This window comes from Streptomyces sp. NBC_01476, assembly GCF_036227265.1.
Taxonomy (GTDB): domain Bacteria; phylum Actinomycetota; class Actinomycetes; order Streptomycetales; family Streptomycetaceae; genus Actinacidiphila.
Genome location: NZ_CP109446.1, coordinates 3,159,891 through 3,180,283 on the forward strand (window position 1 = coordinate 3,159,891; position 20,393 = coordinate 3,180,283).

Annotated in this window: 21 protein-coding genes and 1 tRNA gene; 11 read left to right on the top strand and 11 right to left on the bottom strand. The window is 68.9% G+C overall.

Annotation, left to right across the window (positions count from 1 at the left end):
* Nucleotides 1-27: 27 nt before the first annotated feature.
* The 7 genes from OG552_RS14060 to galU form a co-directional block, all read right to left on the bottom strand.
* A tRNA-Ala gene (locus OG552_RS14060) sits at nucleotides 28-101 on the bottom strand.
* Between the two features lie 91 nt (nucleotides 102-192).
* Nucleotides 193-1,239, bottom strand: a complete 1,047-nt coding sequence (sepX, locus tag OG552_RS14065) for a divisome protein SepX/GlpR (RefSeq protein ID WP_329132782.1) — start codon at nucleotides 1,237-1,239, stop codon at nucleotides 193-195.
* 117 nt (nucleotides 1,240-1,356) lie between these two features.
* Entirely contained in the window at nucleotides 1,357-1,977 is a 621-nt protein-coding gene (locus tag OG552_RS14070; protein WP_329140809.1) for a GNAT family N-acetyltransferase, read from the bottom strand.
* Nucleotides 1,974-2,546: a MogA/MoaB family molybdenum cofactor biosynthesis protein gene (locus OG552_RS14075; protein WP_329132784.1), complete on the bottom strand. Its 573-nt coding sequence runs from the start codon at nucleotides 2,544-2,546 to the stop codon at nucleotides 1,974-1,976. The genes OG552_RS14070 and OG552_RS14075 overlap by 4 nt, the downstream gene beginning before the upstream one ends.
* Nucleotides 2,543-3,025, bottom strand: coding sequence for a cyclic pyranopterin monophosphate synthase MoaC (gene moaC, locus OG552_RS14080; protein WP_329132786.1), 483 nt, complete (start codon nucleotides 3,023-3,025; stop codon nucleotides 2,543-2,545). Before moaC ends, OG552_RS14075 begins: the two co-directional genes overlap by 4 nt.
* An 88-nt stretch (nucleotides 3,026-3,113) precedes the next feature.
* Nucleotides 3,114-4,508, bottom strand: coding sequence for a molybdotransferase-like divisome protein Glp (gene glp / locus OG552_RS14085; RefSeq protein ID WP_443070927.1), 1,395 nt, complete (start codon nucleotides 4,506-4,508; stop codon nucleotides 3,114-3,116).
* Nucleotides 4,433-5,341 (bottom strand): UTP--glucose-1-phosphate uridylyltransferase GalU, encoded by a 909-nt coding sequence (galU, locus tag OG552_RS14090; RefSeq protein ID WP_329132789.1) that lies wholly within the window; start codon nucleotides 5,339-5,341, stop codon nucleotides 4,433-4,435. The genes glp and galU overlap by 76 nt, the downstream gene beginning before the upstream one ends.
* 81 nt (nucleotides 5,342-5,422) lie before the next feature.
* On the opposite strand from galU, the gene OG552_RS14095 reads away from it, so the two are divergent.
* The gene (locus OG552_RS14095) at nucleotides 5,423-6,016 is read left to right on the top strand and encodes a 5-formyltetrahydrofolate cyclo-ligase (RefSeq protein ID WP_329132792.1); all 594 of its coding nucleotides are present in this window, start codon (nucleotides 5,423-5,425) and stop codon (nucleotides 6,014-6,016) included.
* A 90-nt stretch (nucleotides 6,017-6,106) separates the two neighbouring features.
* Here the strand turns inward: OG552_RS14095 and OG552_RS14100 are convergent, their stop codons facing one another.
* Nucleotides 6,107-8,827, bottom strand: a complete 2,721-nt coding sequence (locus tag OG552_RS14100; RefSeq protein ID WP_329132794.1) for a penicillin acylase family protein — start codon at nucleotides 8,825-8,827, stop codon at nucleotides 6,107-6,109.
* A gap of 178 nt (nucleotides 8,828-9,005) precedes the next feature.
* Between OG552_RS14100 and OG552_RS14105 the strand changes: the two genes are divergently transcribed.
* The 6 genes from OG552_RS14105 to OG552_RS14130 all read left to right on the top strand — a co-directional run bounded on the left by OG552_RS14105 (nucleotide 9,006) and on the right by OG552_RS14130 (nucleotide 14,568).
* Nucleotides 9,006-10,499: a potassium/proton antiporter gene (locus tag OG552_RS14105; RefSeq protein ID WP_329140811.1), complete on the top strand. Its 1,494-nt coding sequence runs from the start codon at nucleotides 9,006-9,008 to the stop codon at nucleotides 10,497-10,499.
* 192 nt (nucleotides 10,500-10,691) lie between these two features.
* A complete protein-coding gene (locus tag OG552_RS14110) occupies nucleotides 10,692-12,002 on the top strand; it encodes an MFS transporter (RefSeq protein WP_443070928.1) in 1,311 nt (436 codons plus the stop codon).
* 66 nt (nucleotides 12,003-12,068) lie between these two features.
* On the top strand, nucleotides 12,069-12,392 hold the full coding sequence (locus OG552_RS14115; RefSeq protein ID WP_329132796.1) for an FmdB family zinc ribbon protein: 324 nt from the start codon (nucleotides 12,069-12,071) through the stop codon (nucleotides 12,390-12,392).
* Between the two features lie 99 nt (nucleotides 12,393-12,491).
* The gene (locus tag OG552_RS14120) at nucleotides 12,492-13,349 is read left to right on the top strand and encodes an S-methyl-5'-thioadenosine phosphorylase (protein ID WP_329132798.1); all 858 of its coding nucleotides are present in this window, start codon (nucleotides 12,492-12,494) and stop codon (nucleotides 13,347-13,349) included.
* A 580-nt stretch (nucleotides 13,350-13,929) separates the two neighbouring features.
* Nucleotides 13,930-14,202 (top strand): RcpC/CpaB family pilus assembly protein, encoded by a 273-nt coding sequence (locus OG552_RS14125; RefSeq protein WP_329132800.1) that lies wholly within the window; start codon nucleotides 13,930-13,932, stop codon nucleotides 14,200-14,202.
* Nucleotides 14,203-14,253: 51 nt separating this feature from the next.
* Nucleotides 14,254-14,568: an MscL family protein gene (locus OG552_RS14130; RefSeq protein WP_329132802.1), complete on the top strand. Its 315-nt coding sequence runs from the start codon at nucleotides 14,254-14,256 to the stop codon at nucleotides 14,566-14,568.
* 127 nt (nucleotides 14,569-14,695) lie between these two features.
* On the opposite strand, the gene OG552_RS14135 is transcribed toward OG552_RS14130, so the two are convergent.
* Nucleotides 14,696-14,962, bottom strand: a complete 267-nt coding sequence (locus OG552_RS14135) for a hypothetical protein (RefSeq protein WP_329132804.1) — start codon at nucleotides 14,960-14,962, stop codon at nucleotides 14,696-14,698.
* A 113-nt stretch (nucleotides 14,963-15,075) separates the two neighbouring features.
* Between OG552_RS14135 and OG552_RS14140 the strand changes: the two genes are divergently transcribed.
* Nucleotides 15,076-16,221 (top strand): PLP-dependent cysteine synthase family protein, encoded by a 1,146-nt coding sequence (locus OG552_RS14140; protein WP_329132806.1) that lies wholly within the window; start codon nucleotides 15,076-15,078, stop codon nucleotides 16,219-16,221.
* Between the two features lie 54 nt (nucleotides 16,222-16,275).
* On the opposite strand, the gene OG552_RS14145 is transcribed toward OG552_RS14140, so the two are convergent.
* Nucleotides 16,276-17,022 (bottom strand): VIT1/CCC1 transporter family protein, encoded by a 747-nt coding sequence (locus OG552_RS14145; protein ID WP_329132808.1) that lies wholly within the window; start codon nucleotides 17,020-17,022, stop codon nucleotides 16,276-16,278.
* A 123-nt stretch (nucleotides 17,023-17,145) separates the two neighbouring features.
* Entirely contained in the window at nucleotides 17,146-18,141 is a 996-nt protein-coding gene (locus OG552_RS14150; protein WP_329132810.1) for a sigma-70 family RNA polymerase sigma factor, read from the bottom strand.
* Nucleotides 18,142-18,351: 210 nt separating this feature from the next.
* Between OG552_RS14150 and OG552_RS14155 the strand changes: the two genes are divergently transcribed.
* From OG552_RS14155 to OG552_RS14165, 3 genes are all read left to right on the top strand, one after another.
* A complete protein-coding gene (locus OG552_RS14155) occupies nucleotides 18,352-18,861 on the top strand; it encodes a GNAT family N-acetyltransferase (protein WP_329132812.1) in 510 nt (169 codons plus the stop codon).
* A gap of 86 nt (nucleotides 18,862-18,947) precedes the next feature.
* Entirely contained in the window at nucleotides 18,948-19,733 is a 786-nt protein-coding gene (locus OG552_RS14160; RefSeq protein ID WP_329132814.1) for a dioxygenase family protein, read from the top strand.
* Nucleotides 19,734-19,752: 19 nt separating this feature from the next.
* Nucleotides 19,753-20,382, top strand: coding sequence for a hypothetical protein (locus OG552_RS14165; RefSeq protein WP_329132816.1), 630 nt, complete (start codon nucleotides 19,753-19,755; stop codon nucleotides 20,380-20,382).
* Nucleotides 20,383-20,393 lie beyond the last annotated feature (11 nt).

The window sequence follows — 20,393 nt, forward strand, 5'->3', positions numbered from 1 at the left end:
CGAGCTATCTCAAGAACAGTCGTGCGGTGGACCTGAGGGGATTCGAACCCCTGACCCCCTCGATGCGAACGAGGTGCGCTACCGGACTGCGCCACAGGCCCTTGCAACGAGGAAAACTCTAGCATCTCGGCACGGGTGGTCGTGAACGCGATATCGGCAGGTCCGCGAGTGGCCGGACGCCTCGGAGACAGGTCACTCGTTGGCGGCGCGGGGGCGGTCACCCTCGGCGTACTGGTCGAAGAGGGGGGTCCGGCTGCTGCGCGGGCGGCGGGCCGGGGCAGGCTGCTCGCGCTCGCCGGAGGCACGGGACTCGCGCTGTTCGCGGGGGCCGGCCGGGTCCGCAGGCGTGGTGCCGGAACGCGCGGAGCTCCACGTGTCGGGCGCCCCGAGGTCGACGTTGCCCGGAGTGCGGGGGGCGACGGGGGCGGTCACATAGGTGGGCAGCGGCACCGGTACGGGGTCCCAGCCGTCGTCCGCGGACTGCTGGGCGCGCTGCTGGTCCACCCACTCCGCGTGGTCGGTCTGCTCGACCAGGGCCCGGCGGTCGGCGGTACGCGGCGAGGGCGCGCGTACGGGCGCGGGCGGCTGGGCGGGCTTGGCGGGGCGCTCGTCCTGGGCGGCCGGTGCGGGAGACGCCTCGGAGCGGGCACGCAGCCGTCGTGCGGCCTCGGCGGCGTGCCGCTGGTCGAGCCGGACTTCGTAGCGGCGGCGCTCCTGGCGGCGCATCTGCCCGATGTAGAGGGTCAGCAGTACGGCGGGGACGGCCGGCACCCAGAGCAGCGAGACGCCGCCGACAGCCGCCACGATGGCACCGATGGTGAAGACCATGAAGAGCGTCGTGGTGGTACGGCGGCGGCGCACCAGCACCCTCGCACGGGGGTTGCCGGGGCCCGCGGAGGCCGCCGGGCCGGGCTGCCCGGCCGCCGCGGGCACGGGGCGGGCGGCGGGGCGCCGTACCTCGGTCGCGGGCACGGCAAGGCTCCGGACGTCCACCGTGCTCACCAGCTCGGTGTCGTCCTCCTGCTCGTCATCGTCGGCGGCGGGATCGACGTTCTCACCTCGCGCCCTGGCGACCTTGCGTTCCATCGCCGCGCGTCCGGACAGAAGCCGGATGGCGGTGCTGAAACGTTCGGTCGGACGCGCTTCATTGAGCTCGTCCTGCCTACGGAGCCACATCGGCACCAAGTAGGCAGCCCAGGCCCCGACGATGACTGCGTAGATGAGGCCACTACTGCTCACGCGCTACACGGTAGGGGTGATCGCGACACGCCATAGGCAATTCGGCCCGGTGTGTCGCACGATCGGGCTGATATGCCGAGAATTTCTTCGGATCGGCAGCTATTTCGAACAATCGTTTTATTTCTGTGGCGTGCCAGGCCGCGCCTGCCGCCAGCGGTACAGCAGCCCCTCCGGGACTTCCTCGGCGGTCAGCGCGTAGACGAGATGGTCGCGCCAGCCCCCGTCGATATGGAGATAACGCGGCCGTAGTCCTTCTTCCCGGAACCCCAGCTTTTCCGCCACCCGGCGGCTGGGGCCGTTCTCGGGGCGAATGCACACCTCGATCCGGTGCAGCCCGACCCGGCGGAAGCAGTGATCGACGGCGAGCGCCACCGAGGTGGGCATCACCCCGCGCCCGGCGACCGCCTCGTCGACCCAGTAACCGATGTGCGCGGAGCACATCGAGCCCCAGGTGACGCCTGCGACGGTGAGCTGACCGGCCAGCCGCCCCTGGTAGTCGATGACGAACGGCAGCATGCGGCCCGCCCGCGCTTCACTGCGCAGATGGCGGACCATCTGACGATATGTCGGTCGTTGCGCTATGTGACCTGGTGGTGCGGGCGGCACGGTGGCCTCCCACGGCCGCAACCAGTCGCGGTTGCGGCGGTTGACCTCGCGCCAGGCGCGCTGGTCACGCATCCGGATCGGGCGGAGGGTGATGTCACCGTCCACCAGCTCAGCCGGCCAGGACCCGTTCAGCTCGGTCTCCCAGTGACAGAATTCGGGTGATCATTCGGTCGGTCTTCGGATTGTTCGCCCGGTCGCTCATCGGACTGTCCTTGAGGATGATCGCCCCCGCGGATCTGATCAACCGCATGTACGACCAACGGCGCGAGTACGGCTAGGCCGTCCTTCACCCCGCCGGTCGAGCCGGGAAGGTTCACCACCAGGGTGCGTCCACTCACCCCCGCGACGCCACGGGACAGCACCGCGGTGGGCACCTTCTCCCGTCCGGCGGCGCGAATGGCCTCCGCGATGCCCGGGACCTCGTAGTCGAGGACCGAGCGGGTGACCTCCGGCGTGCGGTCGGTCGGCGAGATGCCCGTACCGCCGGTGGTGACCACCAGGTCGTATCCACCGGCAACCGCCTCCCGCAGCGCCTGGCCGACGGGGTCACCGTCCGGAACCACCCGGGGCCCGTCCACCGCGAAGCCCAGCTCCTGAAGAGCGGCGACGATCAGCGGACCGCCCCGGTCCTCGTACACCCCCGCGGCGGCCCGGTTGGAGGCGGTGACGGCGAGCGCCCGCGGCGCGGCCGGCCGCGTCATGACCGCCGCCAGTCGCCGGACTTCCCGCCGGTCTTCTCCTCGACCCGGATGTCGGTGATGACCGCGCCCTTGTCGACCGCCTTCACCATGTCCACGACGGTCAGCGCGGCGACGCTGACCGCGGTCAGTGCCTCCATCTCGACGCCTGTGCGGTCGGTGGTCCTGACCGTCGCGGTGATCTCCACCGCGTCGTCGGCGACCGCGAGGTCGACGTTCACGCCGGACACGGCGAGCGGGTGGCACAGCGGGATGAGGTCGGGGGTCCGTTTGGCGCCCATGATGCCGGCGATGCGCGCGACGGCCAGGGCGTCGCCCTTGGGCACCCCCTCACTGCGCAGGAGTTCCACGACGCGCGGGTCGACGAGGACGCGCCCGGTCGCACGGGCGGTGCGCGCGGTGATGTCCTTGTCGGAGACGTCGACCATGCGGGCCGCGCCCGCCTCGTCGAGGTGGGTGAGGTGCTGGTGGGCGCTGCTCATCGTTCTCCCAGTGCGGTCTCTAGGGCAGACACCGTACCGGCACGCGCCGGCGTACGGACCGCGGGTCCGCACGCCGGGACACCCGTGGCTAGTCCAGCAGGACCACGTCGACTTCTTCGCCCGCTGCGACGGAGGTGACCTCTTCCGGTACGACAATCAGCGCATCGGCATGGGCCAGTGCCTTGACGAGGTGCGAGTCAGCGCCACCCACCGGGGTGACCGTGCCGGTCGTACGGTCGTACCGCCCCCGCAGGAACTGACGCCTTCCCTCCGGCGACCTGTCGATCGCCGTGCCGCAGACCGCTCGTACGACTTCCCGATGAACGCTGCCGACACCCATCAGCGTGCGGATCACCGGTCGTACGAACAACTCGAATGACACATAGGCGCTGACGGGGTTGCCGGGCAGTGCGAGCAACGGCGTGCGGTCGGGCCCGATCCGGCCGAAGCCCTGCGGCTTGCCGGGCTGCATCGCGAGCTTGCGGAACTCCACGTGCCCACCGGCGTTCTCCGCGTCTTCTCCGAAGGAGTCGCCGAGCGACGACAGCGCCTCTTTCACGACGTCATAGGCGCCGACGCTGACGCCGCCACTGGTCACGATGACGTCGGCGCGGATCAACTGGTCCTCGATGGCGGCCCGCAGCGTCTCCACCTCGTCGCTGACGGCGCCGACCCGGTACGCGATGGCGCCGGCCGCCCGCGCCGCGGCGGTGAGGGCGAAGCTGTTGGAGTCGTGGATGCGGCCGGGGCCGAGTTCCTCGTCGGGCTGGACGAGTTCGCTGCCGGTGGAGAGCACCACCACGCGCGGCCGCGGCCGTACGGTCACGGTGCCGCGGCCGATGGCGGCCAGCAGCCCGATCTGCGAGGGGCCGAGCACCGTGCCGGCGGCCAGCGCCAGTTCCCCGGCAGCGGCGTCACTCCCCCGGGCCCGTACGAACTGCCCGGCCGCCGGAGACCGGTGCACCCGCACCTCACCGCCCGCGCCCGCGGGGTCGACGCTGTGCGCGGCCATGGTCGTCGCGGGGCCGCCCCCGGTACCGCCGTCGGTCCACTCGACCGGCACAACCGCCTCGGCGCCCGGTGGGATCGGGGCTCCTGTCATGATCCTGGCGGCCTGGCCGGGGCCGACAGTGGGCAGCGCCCCACTGCCGGCCGCCACGTCACCGATCACGTCGAGCACAGCGGGATGTTCACCGGTCGCGGCCTGGGTATCGGCGACCCTTACCGCGTACCCGTCCATGGAGCTGTTCTCGAACGGTGGCAACGCGACCGGCACCGTGACGTCCTCGACCAGGACGCACCCCTGGGCGTCGAGCAGTTGCAGCTCGATCGGATCCAGCGGAGCGAGCTGGCCCAGGATGCTGTCCAGATGTTCGGTGACGGTCCACACGCGGTCGGCGCCGTGACTCACGCTTGCATCTCCTGGGTGACGTAGGTGTGGAGCCAGGTGCGGAAGTCGGGGCCGAGGTCTTCGCGTTCGCATGCGAGGCGGACGATGGCGCGCAGGTAGTCGCCGCGGTCGCCGGTGTCGTAGCGGCGGCCGGTGAAGACGACGCCGTGGACGGGGCCGCCGGTGTCGTCGCGTTCGGCGAGTTCGCGCAGGGCGTCGGTGAGCTGGATTTCGTCGCCGCAGCCGGGCTGGGTTTTGCGCAGGACGTCGAAGACGGCGGGGTCCAGGACGTAGCGGCCGATGACGGCGTAGTGGGAGGGGGCCTGGGCGGGTTCGGGTTTTTCGATGAGTCCGGTGACGCGGACGACGTCGGGGTCGGGGGTGGGGAGTATCGCGGCGGAGCCGTAGAGGTGGATTTGTTCGGGGTCGACTTCCATCAGGGCGATGACGCTGCCGCCGTGCTGTTGCTGGACGGTGATCATGCGGGCGAGGAGGGGGTCGCGGGGGTCGATGAGGTCGTCGCCGAGGAGGACGGCGAAGGGCTGGTCGCCGACGTGGGGTTCGGCGCACAGGACGGCGTGGCCGAGGCCCTGGGGGGCGCCCTGGCGGACGTAGTGCATGGTGGCGAGGTCGGAGGATTCGCGGACGCGGGCCAGGCGGGAGGCGTCGCCTTTGCGGGTGAGGGCTTCTTCGAGTTCGTAGTTGCGGTCGAAGTGGTCTTCCAGGGGGCGTTTGTTGCGGCCGGTGATCATCAGGACGTCGGACAGGCCCGCGGCGACGGCTTCCTCGACGACGTACTGGATCGCGGGTTTGTCCACGACCGGCAGCATCTCCTTCGGCGTCGCCTTCGTCGCCGGCAGGAACCGGGTCCCCAGACCCGCCGCCGGAATGACAGCCTTGCTGATCCCCGTACGTGTGAGCGTCATGGCGTGCACCCTAGCGGGCTCGTATGTGTGGAAGATGAAGAATCGGTTGATTACGGCTGATAGGCGATGGTTGTGGATGGTATGAGCGAAGCGCGCACGCGCAAGGCGGAGTTGCGGGCGCGCCTCCTGCGGGACAGACGCGGATTGACCGCCGATGAACGCCAAGCGGCCGGCACGGCACTGGTGAGCAGGGTACGTGACCTTCAGGCGCCCGCGACGGCCGACACCGTGGCCGCTTATGTGTCGATGGGCACCGAACCCGGGACCCATGAACTCATCGACGCCCTCAGGGGGTCCGGCACCCGGGTACTGCTGCCCGTCCTGCTGCCGGACAATGATCTGGACTGGGCCGCATACGAGGGGCCTGGAGCCCTGCGGCGCACGCCTCGCGGCCTGCTGGAACCCACCGGTGCCCTCCTCGGTCCGCAGGCCGTCACCGAGGCCAGAACCGTCCTGCTGCCCGGCCTCGCCGTCGACACCCAGGGTGTGCGCCTAGGACGCGGGGGCGGCTCGTACGACCGGGTCCTCGCGCGACTGGAGGCCGCCGGAACTCATCCCGTACTCGTCGTGGTGCTGTACGCACACGAGGTGGTCGACACGGTTCCGCGTGAACCGCACGACCACCTCGTGGACGCCGCACTGACACCGGACGGCGTACGGCATTTCGTTAGGTGAGTGACTGCCCGGCGACAGCGTCAAGTGCCCTAAGACGCCGGACTTGTGCCTGTTCCCGCTTCGCGTCCTAAGGCGCCGACCTGGGCGCCTCTAAGGGGTGAGCACCATCTTCGCCTTGGCCGCCTGGTCGACCTTTTCGTCGGTGAAGTACCAGGGCAGCAGCTCGCCCGCCGCCCACTTGTCGGTCTGGTCGGTGTAGTGGGCGTTGTAGGCGTGGCCTGAGGCGCCGGTGAGGTTGATCCACCGGGACTTGTCGAAGTCCTGCAGGTTGACGATCATCCGCATCGACGGCACCCAGACGACGTCGTAGCCGCCGGCGGCGTTCCATCCGGTGGCGTCGACGGCCGCCTCTCCGCCGCTGAGCTGCCAGGGGCCACGGTTGAACAGCCACTGGATGGCGCCGGGGCCGTCGGTGCCGATGGTCTGGTTCTTCAGCTCCAGCTTGTGCAGGCGGCCCCAGCTCCAGGTGTCTATGTCCTTGCCGAGTTTGGCCGTCAGCTCGTAACGGGCGTCTTTCATGGCCTGCGCGAGGAGCTGGTCGCGCGTGCTGTGATGCGCCTTGTCCGGGTCGCCGCTGAAGAAGGCCGTCGTGGACATCGTCCACCAGGCGTTGTCGGGGTCCTTGAGGATGGTGCGGACCACCTCGAACCAGCGGTCGCCACCGTCCGGCTGCGCCTCGGCGGGATCGCGCTCACCGCACTCCTGGATAGTCGGGTCCTTGCCGTCGAGATTGTCGACGGGGCCGGTCTCTCCGACGGGCAGCACCCTCAGGCACTGGCCCTTGGGACGCAGTTCCTTCGGCAACTTGTTGCCGAAGGCCAGCTTGAGGACGTTGCGCCACACGGCGTTGAAGTACGCGGCGGCTGCCGAATCGGAATCCTGGTTGTAATCCCATCCGTCGAGCAGCTGTTGTGCCTGGCGGACGTAATCGCCCTTGTCATCCTTTATGTCTATCTTCTGGAGATAGGGGACGAGAATCCGGGCGATCTCACTGCTGTCGTCGTTCTGCATGGACTGCATGTCGTCCATGGAGATCTTGCCGCCGTCCTTGATCTTCGACGCGATCAGGTTGTTGATCCGCTGGCTGCGCGTGCCGTAGTCCCAGTCGGCGGTCAGAAGATAGGGATATTTGCTCTGGTCGATGACCGCCTGGTTGGCGGTGACGATGTAGCCGCGCGGGGGGTCGTACTCGTACGGCATCGACTGGGACGGGATGTACTCGCCGGTCCAGGCGTAGCGCGAGTCCCAGCCCGGCTGCGGGTACGTGCCGTCGTCACCCTTGGGGCGGATCGGGATCTGGCCGGGCGCCTGATAGCCGATGTGACCCTTGGTGTCGGCGTAGATCAGATTTTGCGACGGTACGGCGAAGTCCGCGGCGGCGGCCCGGAAGGACTTGAAGTCCGTCGCCCTGTCGAGTTCGAAGACCGCGTCCATCGTCTTCGACGGAGTGAGCGCGGTCCACTTCAAAGCGACCGCATAGCCGCTGTTGACGCCACCCGGTGGGTCGGTCACCGGCGCGACCTGGCCCACTTTGCTGATCTCATCGCTTCGGTCGGAGATGATCGGACCATCATCCTTGGTCTCCCGCACGGTGATCGTACGAGGACTCCCGCCGGCGACCTTGATCGTCTCCTTGCGGGTCGTGAAGGGCACCTGCGTGCCGTTGTAGAGGTACGTGTTGGCGGTGACCTTCTCCAGGTAGAGGTCGGTGACGTCGGCACCGAGATTGGTCATGCCCCAGGCGATGTCCTGGTTGTGGCCGATGACGACTCCGGGCATGCCCGAGAAGGTGTAGCCGGCAACGTCGTAGGGGCAGGCGGCGCTGACCGTACGGCAGTGCAGGCCCATCTGGTACCAGAGCGACGGCACCTGTGGCGCCAGGTGCGGATCGTTGGCGAGCAGCGGCTTCCCGGTCGTCGTGTAGCGGCCGGACACCACCCACGAGTTGGAACCGATGCCGCTGCCCGTCGGACCGAGCAGCGCGGGCATCTGGTCGATGATCTGACTGATGCCGGAGAGCTGGGCGTCGACGGTGCTGTTGAGACCCTGCGGCTCACCAGAACCGGCGGGTTCATATTTTCCGGTGGTCGGATCAACGGAACCGGCGTCGACGATCGGACGGTTGCGGTCGTACGGATACGCCGGGTACAGCTGCTTGATTTGCGACTGGCTGAGGCGGCTGGTCATCAGGGCACGGTCGATCTCGTCCTGCATGTTGCCGCGCAGGTCCCACGCCATCGCCTTGAGCCACGCGACCGAGTCGACCGGGGTCCACGGCTGTGGCTTGTAGTTGTTGCTGAACGACAAGGCCGCATACTCCAGGGAGAGCGCGGACCCGCTGTGATCCTTCAGGTACGCGTTGACTCCGTCGGTGTATGCCTGCAGGTACTCCTTGGTCGTCGCGTCGAGCTTGGTGTCCCACTCCTGCTGGGCGACGCCGCGCCAGTTGAGGGTACGCAGGAAGGCATCGGTCTCCACCTGGCTCTTGCCGAACATCTCCGACAACCGGCCGGAGGTCAGATGACGGCGGACGTCCATCTCGTAGAAGCGGTCCTGCGCCTGCACGTACCCCTGGGCGCGGAAGAGGTCCTCAGGGGTGTCGGCGTAGATCTGCGGGATGCCGTTGGCGTCGCGTTTGACGTCGACCGGCGCCGTCAGACCCTTGAGCTTCAGCGAGCCCGTGGTCTGCGGAAAGGAGGCCCGAACGGTGCTTACGCTCCAGTAGGACCCGTAACCGATACCCGCTATCAGGAGCAACACGAACGCGATCACGATGAAGCGTACGCGGCGGGATTTCTTCCGTGCGGGCATCGCTGTCCTTCGAGGGGCAGTGCGGACCGGTGATCAAGTGCTCGTTGTGCAAGGGCAACCATAGGCGCACAGCCTGGGACCCCAGGACTCGGCATCTGGGTGACGGACCCGCGGACCGCCGATCGTCAAGCGAGGGTAAAATGTTAGATAAGGCAATGAAGTTGAAAGGACCAGGCCCCTGACTGTCCACCACCTCAACGAGATCCTCCTGATCGGCTCCGCGGTGCTCCTGGTCGCAGTCGTCGCAGTCCGGCTCGCCTCGCGCAGCGGCCTGCCCACTCTGCTGATCTACCTCGGTATCGGTGTCGTGATCGGTCAGGACGGCCTGTTCGGTTTCACCTTCGACAACGTCCAGCTCACCCAAGTGCTGGGATACGCCGCTCTTGTGGTGATCCTCGCCGAGGGCGGGCTCGGGACGAAATGGCATCAGATCAAGCCGGTGGTGCCGGCCGCCGCGGTGCTGTCCACGGTCGGCCTGCTGGTGAGCGTCTTCATCACCGCGGGCGCCGCACACTACCTCGTGGGGCTGGACTGGCGGCAGGCGCTGATCATCGGGGCGGTGGTGTCGTCCACGGACGCGGCAGCGGTGTTCTCGGTGCTGCGGAACGTGTCGCTGCCCAAACGGGTGACCGGCGTCCTGGAAGCCGAGTCGGGCTTCAACGACGCTCCCGTGGTGATCCTGGTGGTCTCCTTCTCGTCCGCGGGGCCGGTCGACCACTGGTATTCGCTGCTGGGCGAGATCTCGCTGGAGCTGCTGATCGGAGCGGCCATCGGCATTGCGGTGGGGTGGGTCGGCGCCTACGGGCTCAAAAGCGTGGCACTGCCGGCATCGGGCCTCTACCCGATCGCCGTGATGGCCATCGCTGTGGGCGCCTATGCGACGGGGGCCACGGCGCACGGCTCGGGCTTCCTCGCCGTGTACGTCGCCTCGCTCATCCTGGGCAACGCGAAACTGCCGCACCGGCCCGCGACCCGGGGCTTCGCCGAAGGGCTCGGCTGGATCGCCCAGATCGGACTGTTCGTCCTGCTGGGGTTGCTGGTGACACCGCACGAACTGGGTGATGACATCCTGCCCGCCATCATCATCGGACTTTTCCTTACCCTCGTGGCGCGGCCGACGTCCGTGGTGGCGAGCCTGCTGCCGTTCCGGATTCCATGGCGTGAGCAGGCGATCATGTCCTGGGCCGGTCTGCGGGGCGCCGTGCCGATCGTGCTGGCGACCATCCCCATGGTCGCGGACGTCCCCGACAGCAAGCGGATCTTCAATATCGTCTTCGTACTTGTGATCATCTACACCCTGGTCCAGGGGCCGACGCTTCCATGGGTGGCCAAGGCACTCGACCTGGGCGACCGCGACGCGAGCGGCGCTGCCGACCTCGGCATCGAGTCGGCGCCCCTGGAACGACTGCAAGGGCACTTGCTCTCCGTCGCCATCCCGGAGGGGTCCCGGATGCACGGCGTCGAGGTCGACGAACTGCGACTGCCATCAGGCGCGGCCGTCACCCTCGTGGTGCGCGACGGCTCCAGCTTCGTGCCGTTGCCGATGACCGTCCTCCAGCAGGGCGACGAACTGCTTGTCGTAGCGACCGATCCGGTGCGCGACGCCGCGGAGGACCGGCTGCGGGCGGTCGGCCGGGGCGGCAAGCTCGCCGGCTGGCTGGGCGGCAGTTGACTCCCTGCTTCCACCCAGCGACCAGGTCGGCGATTGCATACGAAGATACGTATGATGAACGCGTACTTGTCGAGCACAACCTCTGCCTGATGCAGGGCCGGCGCGGTCAACCCGCGCTGAGCGGACGGCCCTCGGCGTGACCTCGCGGAAACAAACGCGCACACGCCACCAGGCAGCAGAAAGTTCCGAACTGTGGCATCCAAGGTGCCCGCCTCCCCGTCGTCCCACGTGCGGGTGGCACCCGCCGACACCAAGTCCGGTTACCGGAGGTTGCTGCGGACGCCCGGCGCGTGGACGTTCCTCCTTCCGGGCTTCGCCGCACGACAGCCTTTCGCCATGCTGACCATCAGCATGGTGCTGCTTGTCCGGCACACCACCGGTTCGTACGGCACCGCTGGTGCGGTCGCGGCCGTCACGGGGGCTTCCATGGCCCTTTGCGCGCCGCGTGGCGGGCGGCTCGCCGACCGATTCGGGCAACGAGCCGTTCTGCTTCCGGGGACCTTCCTGCACGCCGCGTCGGTCGCCGCTCTCGTGGCACTGGCCCTCGCGCATGTCCCCGCCTGGGTACTGTTCGCCGCCGCCGTTCCCGCCGGGGCGACCGTCCCGCAGGTCGGTCCAATGGTGCGGTCCCGCTGGGCTGTGGCCCTGCGGGAAGCACCGGCGCCTCTGACGACCACTGCCGCGGCCTTCGAGTCCGTGACGGATGAGTTCACCTTCGTGATCGGCCCGGTGGTGGCGACTGCTCTGTGCACCGGAGTGCATCCAGCGGCCGGCCTCATCACCGAGGCGGCGCTCGCCCTCGTCGGCGGCATCCTCTTCGCCACGCGAGGCAGCGGTTCCCCGGCTCCGCGCCCCGTATCCGCGGCTAAGGGCGCTCGTCACTCCTCCGCCCTCGCGGCGCGGGGCGTCCCGGCGCTCGCTGTTGCGTTTCTGGGCATCGGCACGGTCTTCGGCGGCATGCAGGTGTCGCTGGCCGCGTTCACCGAGGAGATCGGCCGGCCGGGCCTGAACGGCGTCCTCTACGGCACCTTTGCAGCGGGGAACATGCTCGCAGGAGTGGTCTACGGGTCCGTCTCCTGGCGCCGCGGCCCGCGGGCCCGGTTGCTTGCGGCGTATGCGGCCCTCACTGTCGCCTGCGTCCCCTTGTGGGCCGTCGACGCGGCGCCGCTCCTGGGAGCACTGGGGCTGGCGGCGGGCCTGTGCATCGCGCCGGCGATCATCACCGGCTACACCCTGGTCGACGCACTTGTGCCGGCCGCTACCCGTACCGAGGCGTTCACCTGGCTCACCGGTGCCGTCGCGTTCGGCCAGGCGGTGGCTGTGACCGCTGCCGGGCTGCTGACCGACCGGTGGGGAGCTCACGCGGGTTTCACCGTGCCGCTGGCCGGTACGGTGCTCGCCCTCGTGATGCTCACGGGGCTGCAGGGGCGGCTGGTCTCTCGCCCGCGCGGAGTAGTTGTCTCAGGTGTGATCGGTCACCGTTCGCCGGTCGCGGTGGACTGACGGCGGGAAATACTGCACTATTGAGCGTCGTTAGCACTCAACAAGTGAGAGTGCCAGGAGGAGCAAGTGCCGACGTACCAGTACCAGTGCACCGAGTGCGGCGAGGCCCTTGAGGCGGTGCAGAAGTTCAGCGACGACGCGCTGACTGAGTGCCCCAACTGCGCCGGTCGCTTGCGCAAGGTCTTCTCGGCGGTGGGCGTGGTCTTCAAGGGCTCCGGTTTCTACCGGACCGACAGCCGCGGATCCTCGTCGAGCAGCGCCCCCGCTGCCAAGAGCAGCAGTGGTTCGGAGAGCAAGCCCTCCGAGAGCAAGAGCGCGTCATCGGCCGGTTCGGCGAGTTCGTCGTCGTCCGCCGGTTCGTCGTCCTCGAACAGCACCTCGGCGGCCTGACCGCCGTTGCGGCGGCTTTCGCCGGCCAGGAGTCTTACGGACCCCGCCGTACGCACGGCGGGGTCTGTCGCGTTCCGGGCGCCGATTAGGGTGATCCCCATGGTGCAGAGCAGCGGTGAGACGCGGGCGCAGGCCGAGATCGGCGTCATCGGCGGGTCGGGCTTCTACTCATTCCTCGAGGATGTGACCGAAGTCACGGTCGACACTCCCTATGGGCCGCCGAGCGACTCGCTCTTCCTCGGCGAGGTGGCCGGGCGGCGGGTGGCCTTCCTCCCCCGCCACGGTCGCAAGCACCACCTTCCGCCGCACAAGATCAACTATCGTGCCAACCTGTGGGCTCTGGCCTCCGTCGGTGCCCGCCAGGTGCTCGGCCCATGCGCGGTCGGCGGCCTTCGCGCGGAGTACGGCCCCGGCACCCTGCTGGTACCAGACCAGCTCGTGGACCGCACGAAGTCGCGGGCGCAGTCCTACTTCGACGGCGAGACGCGACCGGACGGCACGGTGCCCAATGTGGTCCACGTGACGTTCGCGGACCCCTACTGCCCGGTGGGACGGCGAGCAGCTGTCGATACGGCACGCTCCGGCGGCTGGGAGGCTGTGGACGGCGGCACGCTGGTCGTGGTCGAAGGGCCGCGCTTTTCGACTCGGGCCGAGTCGGTGTGGCACGCCGCGCAGGGGTGGTCCGTAGTGGGCATGACCGGTCACCCCGAGGCGGTCCTCGCCCGTGAACTGGGCCTGTGTTACACCTCGCTGACGCTGGTCACCGATCTGGACGCGGGCGCCGACACCGGTGAGGGCGTCTCCCACGAAGAGGTCTTGGAAGTCTTCGCCGCCAATGTGGGCAGGATGCGTGACGTGCTCTTCGACGTGATCGGCGGGCTTCCGGACAACAATGACCGGGACTGCCTGTGCGTGAATTCGCTCGGAGGTCAGGAACCGGGGATCACGCTGCCGTAGGGCTCTCTTCCCCTTTTCCGCATCGTGGGTGCCTGACACTCGCCCGTCCGTTCCCCTCGAAGCCGAGGATCAACCGGCTGCTCACTCGTAGGAGTGGCCGGGTTATCCACAACTACGGGGTTATCCACAGGGCCTCGGAACGATGTCCGCGAAATGAGCGATGGTGGATCCACCGACCCGTCCGTGGTCGGCTTCCTCCAACGCCAGGCGGTCCCTCACCATGCCCAGCACCAGGCCAGCCCCGTTCTCTTCGATCCGGCCGGCATCCTCTCCCGACACGTCCGGAGCCATGGTTCCCGGCGCGCCCCGTTTCCCGACCACCCCGGGCGTACCGGAGCCCTACACACCGCCCAGATGCGCTGTGCCGTCCTTTCCCCCGATCCACCCGGGGGCCCGCGGCGGCAGACGGCTGTTCCGCCGGGCCGTACGGCGCAGGCGCAGGTCTCTCGCCGTCGGCCTCGCCATGACCGCCGCTGCTCTCGCCGTGTCCGCTGCTCGCGGTGCGCCGCATCAAGCCGTCACCGCGGATCCTCGCGGCCCCGCCGCTGCTGTCGCGCACCATGCGCCGCACGAGGCGCTCGTGCGGGCCCCGGTGCGTATCGCGGACGCCGCCGTAGCCGGGCTGCTGCACCCCGGAGACCGGGTGGACGTGCTGGCCGGCTCGCGGGTGGTGGCAGCGGGCGTGCGGGTGGTCTCCGTACCGGAAACGGCCGGTGCGCCGACGGCCTCCGCCACCCTCCCGGAGGGCGCGGGGCCCGGCGGGGCACTGGTCGTACTCGCCGTCTCGCGCCACACCGCAGCCTCGCTCGCGGGCGCGGCGATGTCGTCAGCGCTGGCGGTGGCGCTGTGCTGAATCACCCGTTCGCGGAAGGCGATTGGACGCTGCGATCCTCCGCTGCCGTGCATGGCGGAATCCACCATGCCGCTGCTCCGGCGTCAGGGGCGAGGCACATCGGTGGTCAACGAGAGCAAGCCGAGCCCGCCTGCGGGTTTCAGGGAATTCATCACCCGCGGGAACGTGATCGACCAGCCGGTCGCCGTGGTCGTGGGTGCTGCGTTCATCACCATCGTGAACTCCGTGGTCAACGGGGTGATCAATCCGCACATCGGCGCTTTCGGTACGAAGGACCTCGTTGGGTATTCGTCCTGTCTCAAAGGCCCGTGTCAGATCAACGGCAAGGGCGAGACGCTCAGCGGCATCCGCGTCCAGCGGGGGTAGGTGCTGAGGGCCGGCTTGACGCTCCTGACCACGGCCGCAGCGGTGCATTTCCCGATGGCCGCACCGATGGCCCGCTACTACCCGCTGCGGGGACGTCCTCCCTCATGGAACAGGGGACCGAGCGCCTTCAGAGGTGGTGGGGCGGCTTCTCGTTGAGGAAGCGCTCGAAGTCGTCCTCCCCCGCGCCGGAATGCGTACCACCCCAGCCGCGGTCGGTGTCGTCCGATGACGGGCGGTCGAGCGGGTCGTCGAAGACCAAGTGTCCGGAGGAGCCGGCGGCGGGCCGTGTGCCTGGCGAGCCGGATGCACTGTCTTCACCGACGGCGTCGGCCGGCGCCGCTCCGTCTGCCGGGCCGGTATCGGGTGTGCGGTCGGGGTCGCGGGCTGTGCTCATGCCTTCAGCGTACGGCGGTGCTGAGACGCCCGGAGAGGTGTCCTCACTCAAGCAGGTGCACGCAGATACCCCAAGTGTCCGTTTGGGACAATCGGACGGATATACCTGGTCGCATGAGACCACCCCAGCCGACCCAGTCCCCCGTGCCGCCACCAGGAGCCGATCAGGAACTGGACATCGACAGAAGCGATCCCGCGTACCGTCGCTGGTTGAGCACTGCTGTGGGGAAGGTCCATGCCGACGCGAACAGGTCCGCCGATACCCATTTGCTGTCGGTGCCGCTCCCGGAGGACTGGGGCGTCGACCTCTATCTGAAGGACGAGTCGACGCACCCGACGGGGTCGCTCAAGCACCGGCTGGCGAGGTCGCTGTTCCTGTACGGCCTGTGCAACGGCTGGATCCGCCCGGGCCGCCCGGTGATCGAGGCGTCCAGCGGGTCTACGGCCGTTTCGGAGGCGTACTTCGCCCGGCTGATCGGTGTCCCCTTTGTGGCCGTGATGGCTCGTGGGACGGTACGGACGAAGGTGGAGCTGATCGAGTTCCACGGGGGCCGGTGCCACCTGGTGGACAACGCGCAGCAGGTGTACGAGACGGCGGCCCGGCTGGCCCGGGAGACCGGCGGCCACTACATGGACCAGTTCACGTACGCGGAGCGGGCGACGGACTGGCGGGGCAACAACAACATCGCGGAGTCGATCTTCCGGCAGATGGCCCAGGAACGCTATCCGGTCCCGGCGTGGATCGTGGCAACGGCGGGAACCGGCGGAACATCGGCGACCCTCGCCCGGTACGTACGGTACGCCCAGGCAACCACGGGGATCTGCGTGGCCGATCCGGAGAATTCGGCGTTCTTTCCGGGCTGGAGGGACAACGACCCGTCGGTGACAACAGCGACCAGCTCACGCATCGAAGGCGTCGGCCGGCAGCGGGTGGAGCCGAGCTTCGTGCCGGGCGCCATCGACCGGATGATGCGGGTCCCGGACGCGGCCTCGATCGCGTGCGTCCGCGTACTGGAGCGCCTCCTGGGACGCCGGGCGGGAGCCTCGACGGGAACCGGCCTGTGGGCGGCATTCCGGATCATCTCCGAGATGCGTGACCGCGGGGAGCACGGCAGCGTGGTCGGGCTTCTTTGCGATCCCGGCGAGCGCTACGTCGAGAAGTACTACTCGGACGACTGGCTGGCCGCGCAGGGCATCGACATCGAACCGTATCTGGCACGTGTCGAGCGCTTTCTGGGGTCGGAGAGCCTCGGCGCCTGACCTGATGGCCGGCTGGGCAGCTGAGAGGTGATCGGCGGCACGTCCGGGGATGGCTCAGACGCCGGCAGCTCCGAGGAGTGCGCCGACGGCGTAGGTCACGGCCATGGCGATCGCGCCGCCGGCTGCGTTGCGCACGATGGCGGGGCGGGCGGGCGCGCTGCCGAGGCGGGCGCTGCCCCAGCCGCAGCCGACCAGGGCGACCAGAACCGAGATGACGGTGATGGGCAGGCGCCAGTCGCGGGGCGGCAGCACGATCGCCAGCAGCGGCAGCAGCGCGCCCGCGGTGAAGGCGATGAAGCTCGCCCAGGCTGCGTGCCAGGGATTGGAGAGCTCGTCGGGGTTGATGCCGAGTTCGACGCGGGCGTGGGCGCCGAGTGCGTCGCGCGCGGTGAGTTGCTTGGCGACCTCGCGGGCGAGGTCGTGGGTGATGCCCTGGTCCTGGAGGAGGCCGGTGAGTTCGTCGAGTTCTGCCTGCGGGGTGGTGGCGAGTTCTTCGCGTTCCAGGGCGAGGGCGGCCTGTTCCGAGTCGCGCTGTGTACTGACCGAGACGTACTCGCCTGCCGCCATCGACAGGGAGCCTGCCAGCAGCCCCGCGAGGCCGGCGGTCAGGAGCGCGGACCGGGAGTCGGTGGCACCCGCGACGCCGACGACCAGCCCAGCGGTGGAGACCACGCCGTCGTTGGCGCCGAGGACCCCGGCGCGGAGCCAGTTGAGCCTGATGCCGAGACCTTCGTGGTGGGGTTCCTCGGGGTGGGGGCCGGCGGGGTCCTCGCCGGGCGCGGTGTTGGCGTCCTTGGGCATAGGAGGCAGCGTCTCATCCCGCGCGGGACGCGCGTACGCGGACACAGGCCGGACCCCGGCGCGGGGGGGATGCACCGGGGTCCGGGTCTGTGGGGCGCCTCCCGGGTGGGGGCGCCGTGCGGGTCAGGCGGCTTCGTAGTCCAGGCCGGTCGCGCGCGCCATGCGCTTGAGGTCGGCGAGGGCGTGCTTCTCGATCTGACGGATGCGTTCGCGGGTGAGGCCGTGTTCCTTGCCGACCTCGGTGAGAGTGCGTTCGCGGCCGTCCACGATGCCGTAGCGGGCCCGGATGATGGAGGCGGTGCGGTCGTCGAGCCGGTCGATGAGGCCGTCGAGTTCCTCGCGGCGCAGCATCACCAATACGGAGTCCTCCGGGGACGGCGCGGCGCCGTCCTCCACGAGGTCACCGAACTCGGTCTCGCCTTCGGCGTCCACGGACATGTTCAGCGACACGGGGTCACGGGCCCAGTCCAGGACGTCGGCGACGCGCTCCGGGGTGGAGCTGAGTTCGGCAGCGATCTCGGAGGGCTCCGCGTCGCGGCCGTTCTCACGGTTGAATTCGCGCTGCACGCGCCGGATGCGGCCTAGCTCCTCCACGAGGTGGACGGGCAGCCGGATGGTGCGTGACTGGTCGGCGATGGACCGGGTAATGGCCTGGCGGATCCACCAGGTCGCATAGGTGGAGAACTTGAAGCCCTTGGCGTAGTCGAATTTCTCGACGGCGCGGACCAGGCCGGCGTTCCCCTCCTGAATCAGGTCGAGGAGCGGAAGGCCGCTGCGCGGGTAGCGGCGGGCGACGGCGACGACGAGGCGGAGGTTGGACCGGATGAAGATGTCCTTTGCCTTCTCACCTGCGGCGACGAGCGCTTCCAGTTCCTCGCGCCGGGCGTCACCGCCCGCTTTCGCGGGCAGATCGGGGTCGGCGGCGAGTATGCGTTCGGCGTAGACGCCCGCTTCGATGTCCCGGGACAGCTCGACCTCCCTGGCGGCGTCGAGCAGCGGTGTGCGCGCGATCTCGTCCAGGTACATGCCGACGAGGTCGCGATCGGCGACTTCCCCGCCTGCGGCGCGAACGCTGCTGGTCCCGCCTGCGTTACGACGGGCGACGGCACGGGTTGCCATGCGAGCTCCCTTACGAAAGTGCGGTCGGTCTCGGTCGGATCGGGCCGCTGTGCGGGCTTCCGCTTCGTGTGCGGCTCATGCCTTCCGGCTGCCCCATCCGATCTGGATAACGACTGGAATCCGGACACAATTCCCATGTCGTCACCTGTTTTTTATGATCATGCAGTACCCTGTCCGGCCACATAGAGAGGTCATACGATGTCCGATCGTATGAATGTGCAGGTCAGCCCAGCCATAGAGGGTGATCTGGACGCGCTCACCGATATCTACAACCACTACATCCGCGAGACCGCCATCACCTTTGACGTGACCCCGATCACCCCCGACGAGCGCCGGCCGTGGCTGCTCTCCCATCCGGAAGACGGCCCCCACCGCCTCTTGGTTGCCAGGGACTCGGACCCGTCCGGGCGGATTCTCGGATATGCGTCCAGCAGCCCCTTCCGGCCGAAGGCGGCGTATGCGACTTCCGTGGAGACGAGCATCTATCTCGCGCCGGACGCGGGTGGCCGCGGGATCGGCACTTTGCTCTACGAGCGGCTTTTCGAGGCTCTCGAGGGTGAGGACCTGCACCGCGCCTACGCGGGCGTCACCCTTCCGAATGAGGCGTCCGTACGGATTCACCGTCGTTTCGGTTTCCGGCAGGTCGGTCTGTACGAGGAGGTAGGCCGAAAGTTCGGTGCCTATCACGATGTGGCGTGGTTCGAGAAGCGTCTGACATAGGCGGGCGCGAGCCAGTCGGCTCTTGCTTGAAGGTTCAAGCAAGAGCTACCGTCGTACCGTACCTTTGAAACTTCAAGGAGGGCGCGATGACCACCCAAGCCCCGCAGCGCATGCCCGCGCTCTACCTCTCGCACGGCGCGCCACCGCTCGCCGACGACCCGGTGTGGCCAGGCGAGCTCGCGGCCTGGGCGGGCTCTCTTCCCCGGCCGAAGGCGATCCTGGTCGTCTCGGCGCACTGGGAGGAGTCCCCGCTGGCCATCGGGGCGACCACCACGCTTCCGCTGGTCTACGACTTCTGGGGCTTCCCGCAGCACTACTACCAGGTGACCTACGCGGCTCCCGGCGCCCCCGCGCTGGCCGAGGACGTACGCAAACTGCTGCGCGGCGCCGGTCACCCTGTGCAGGACGTTCCGGACCGCGGACTCGACCACGGCGCGTATGTGCCCCTGGTGGAGATGTTCCCGGCAGCCGACATTCCTGTGCTCCAGGTGTCGATGCCGACGCTGGAGCCGGAGCGGCTGATGGAGATCGGGCGTCGGCTGGCGCCGCTGCGCGACGAGGGGGTGCTGATCGTCGGCAGCGGCTTCTTCACGCACAACCTGGCGGCGCTGCGGTACGCGGGGCCGCAGCCGCCGAGCTGGTCGGCGGAGTTCGATGACTGGGGCAACCGGGCGCTGGACAGCCAGGACATCGACGCCCTGCTGGACTTCGAGCACGCCGCCCCGGCCGGGCACCTGGCGCATCCGCGGACGGAGCACTTCGCGCCGCTGTTCGTTACGCTCGGCGCCGCCGAGTCGGAACTCGGCAGTCAGCGCAGCATCATCGACGGTTTCTGGCTGGGGCTGGCGAAACGCTCCGTCCAGTTCGGCTGAACAGGAAGACATCTCCCGCATGAGCAAGCACAAGCGCCGCATCGCGGTCGGAGTGGCCGTCCTGGCCGGAGCCGTGACCCTGGCCGCGTGCGGTTCGGGTTCCAGTTCCGGTTCCGGCGACAAGGCCGCCGCCGGCCCTTCCACCGCGGACAACAAGCCCGCAGCCCCGTCTTCGTCCATATCCTGGCCTGCGCCCCCGGACGCCTCGGCCCAGGTGAAGGCCGCCGGGCTGCCGATGCTGGGGCAGGAGGGCCAGGTGCTGCACATCCACAGTCACCTGGACGTGTTCGTCGATGGCAAGCCCGTGACCGTACCGGCCGAGATCGGTATCGACCTCGTCAAGCAGCAGATCAGCCCGCTGCACACGCATGACACGTCGGGCGTGGTGCACATCGAGTCGCCGGTGAAGAAGGACTTCACGCTCGGCGAGTTCATGACCGAGTGGAACGTACCGATCAGCAAGGACGCGCTCGGCCCGCTGAAGACCGGCGCCGGCAAGGAGCTGCACCTGTACGTCAACGGCAAGGAGCAGACGGGTGACCCGGCCGCGCTGAAGCTCGCCGCCCACGACGAGATCGCGGTCGTCTACGGCGCGCCGGGCGACCAGGTGAAGGTGCCGAGTTCGTACGACTGGCCCCAGGGCCTGTAGAGAGCCCGGAT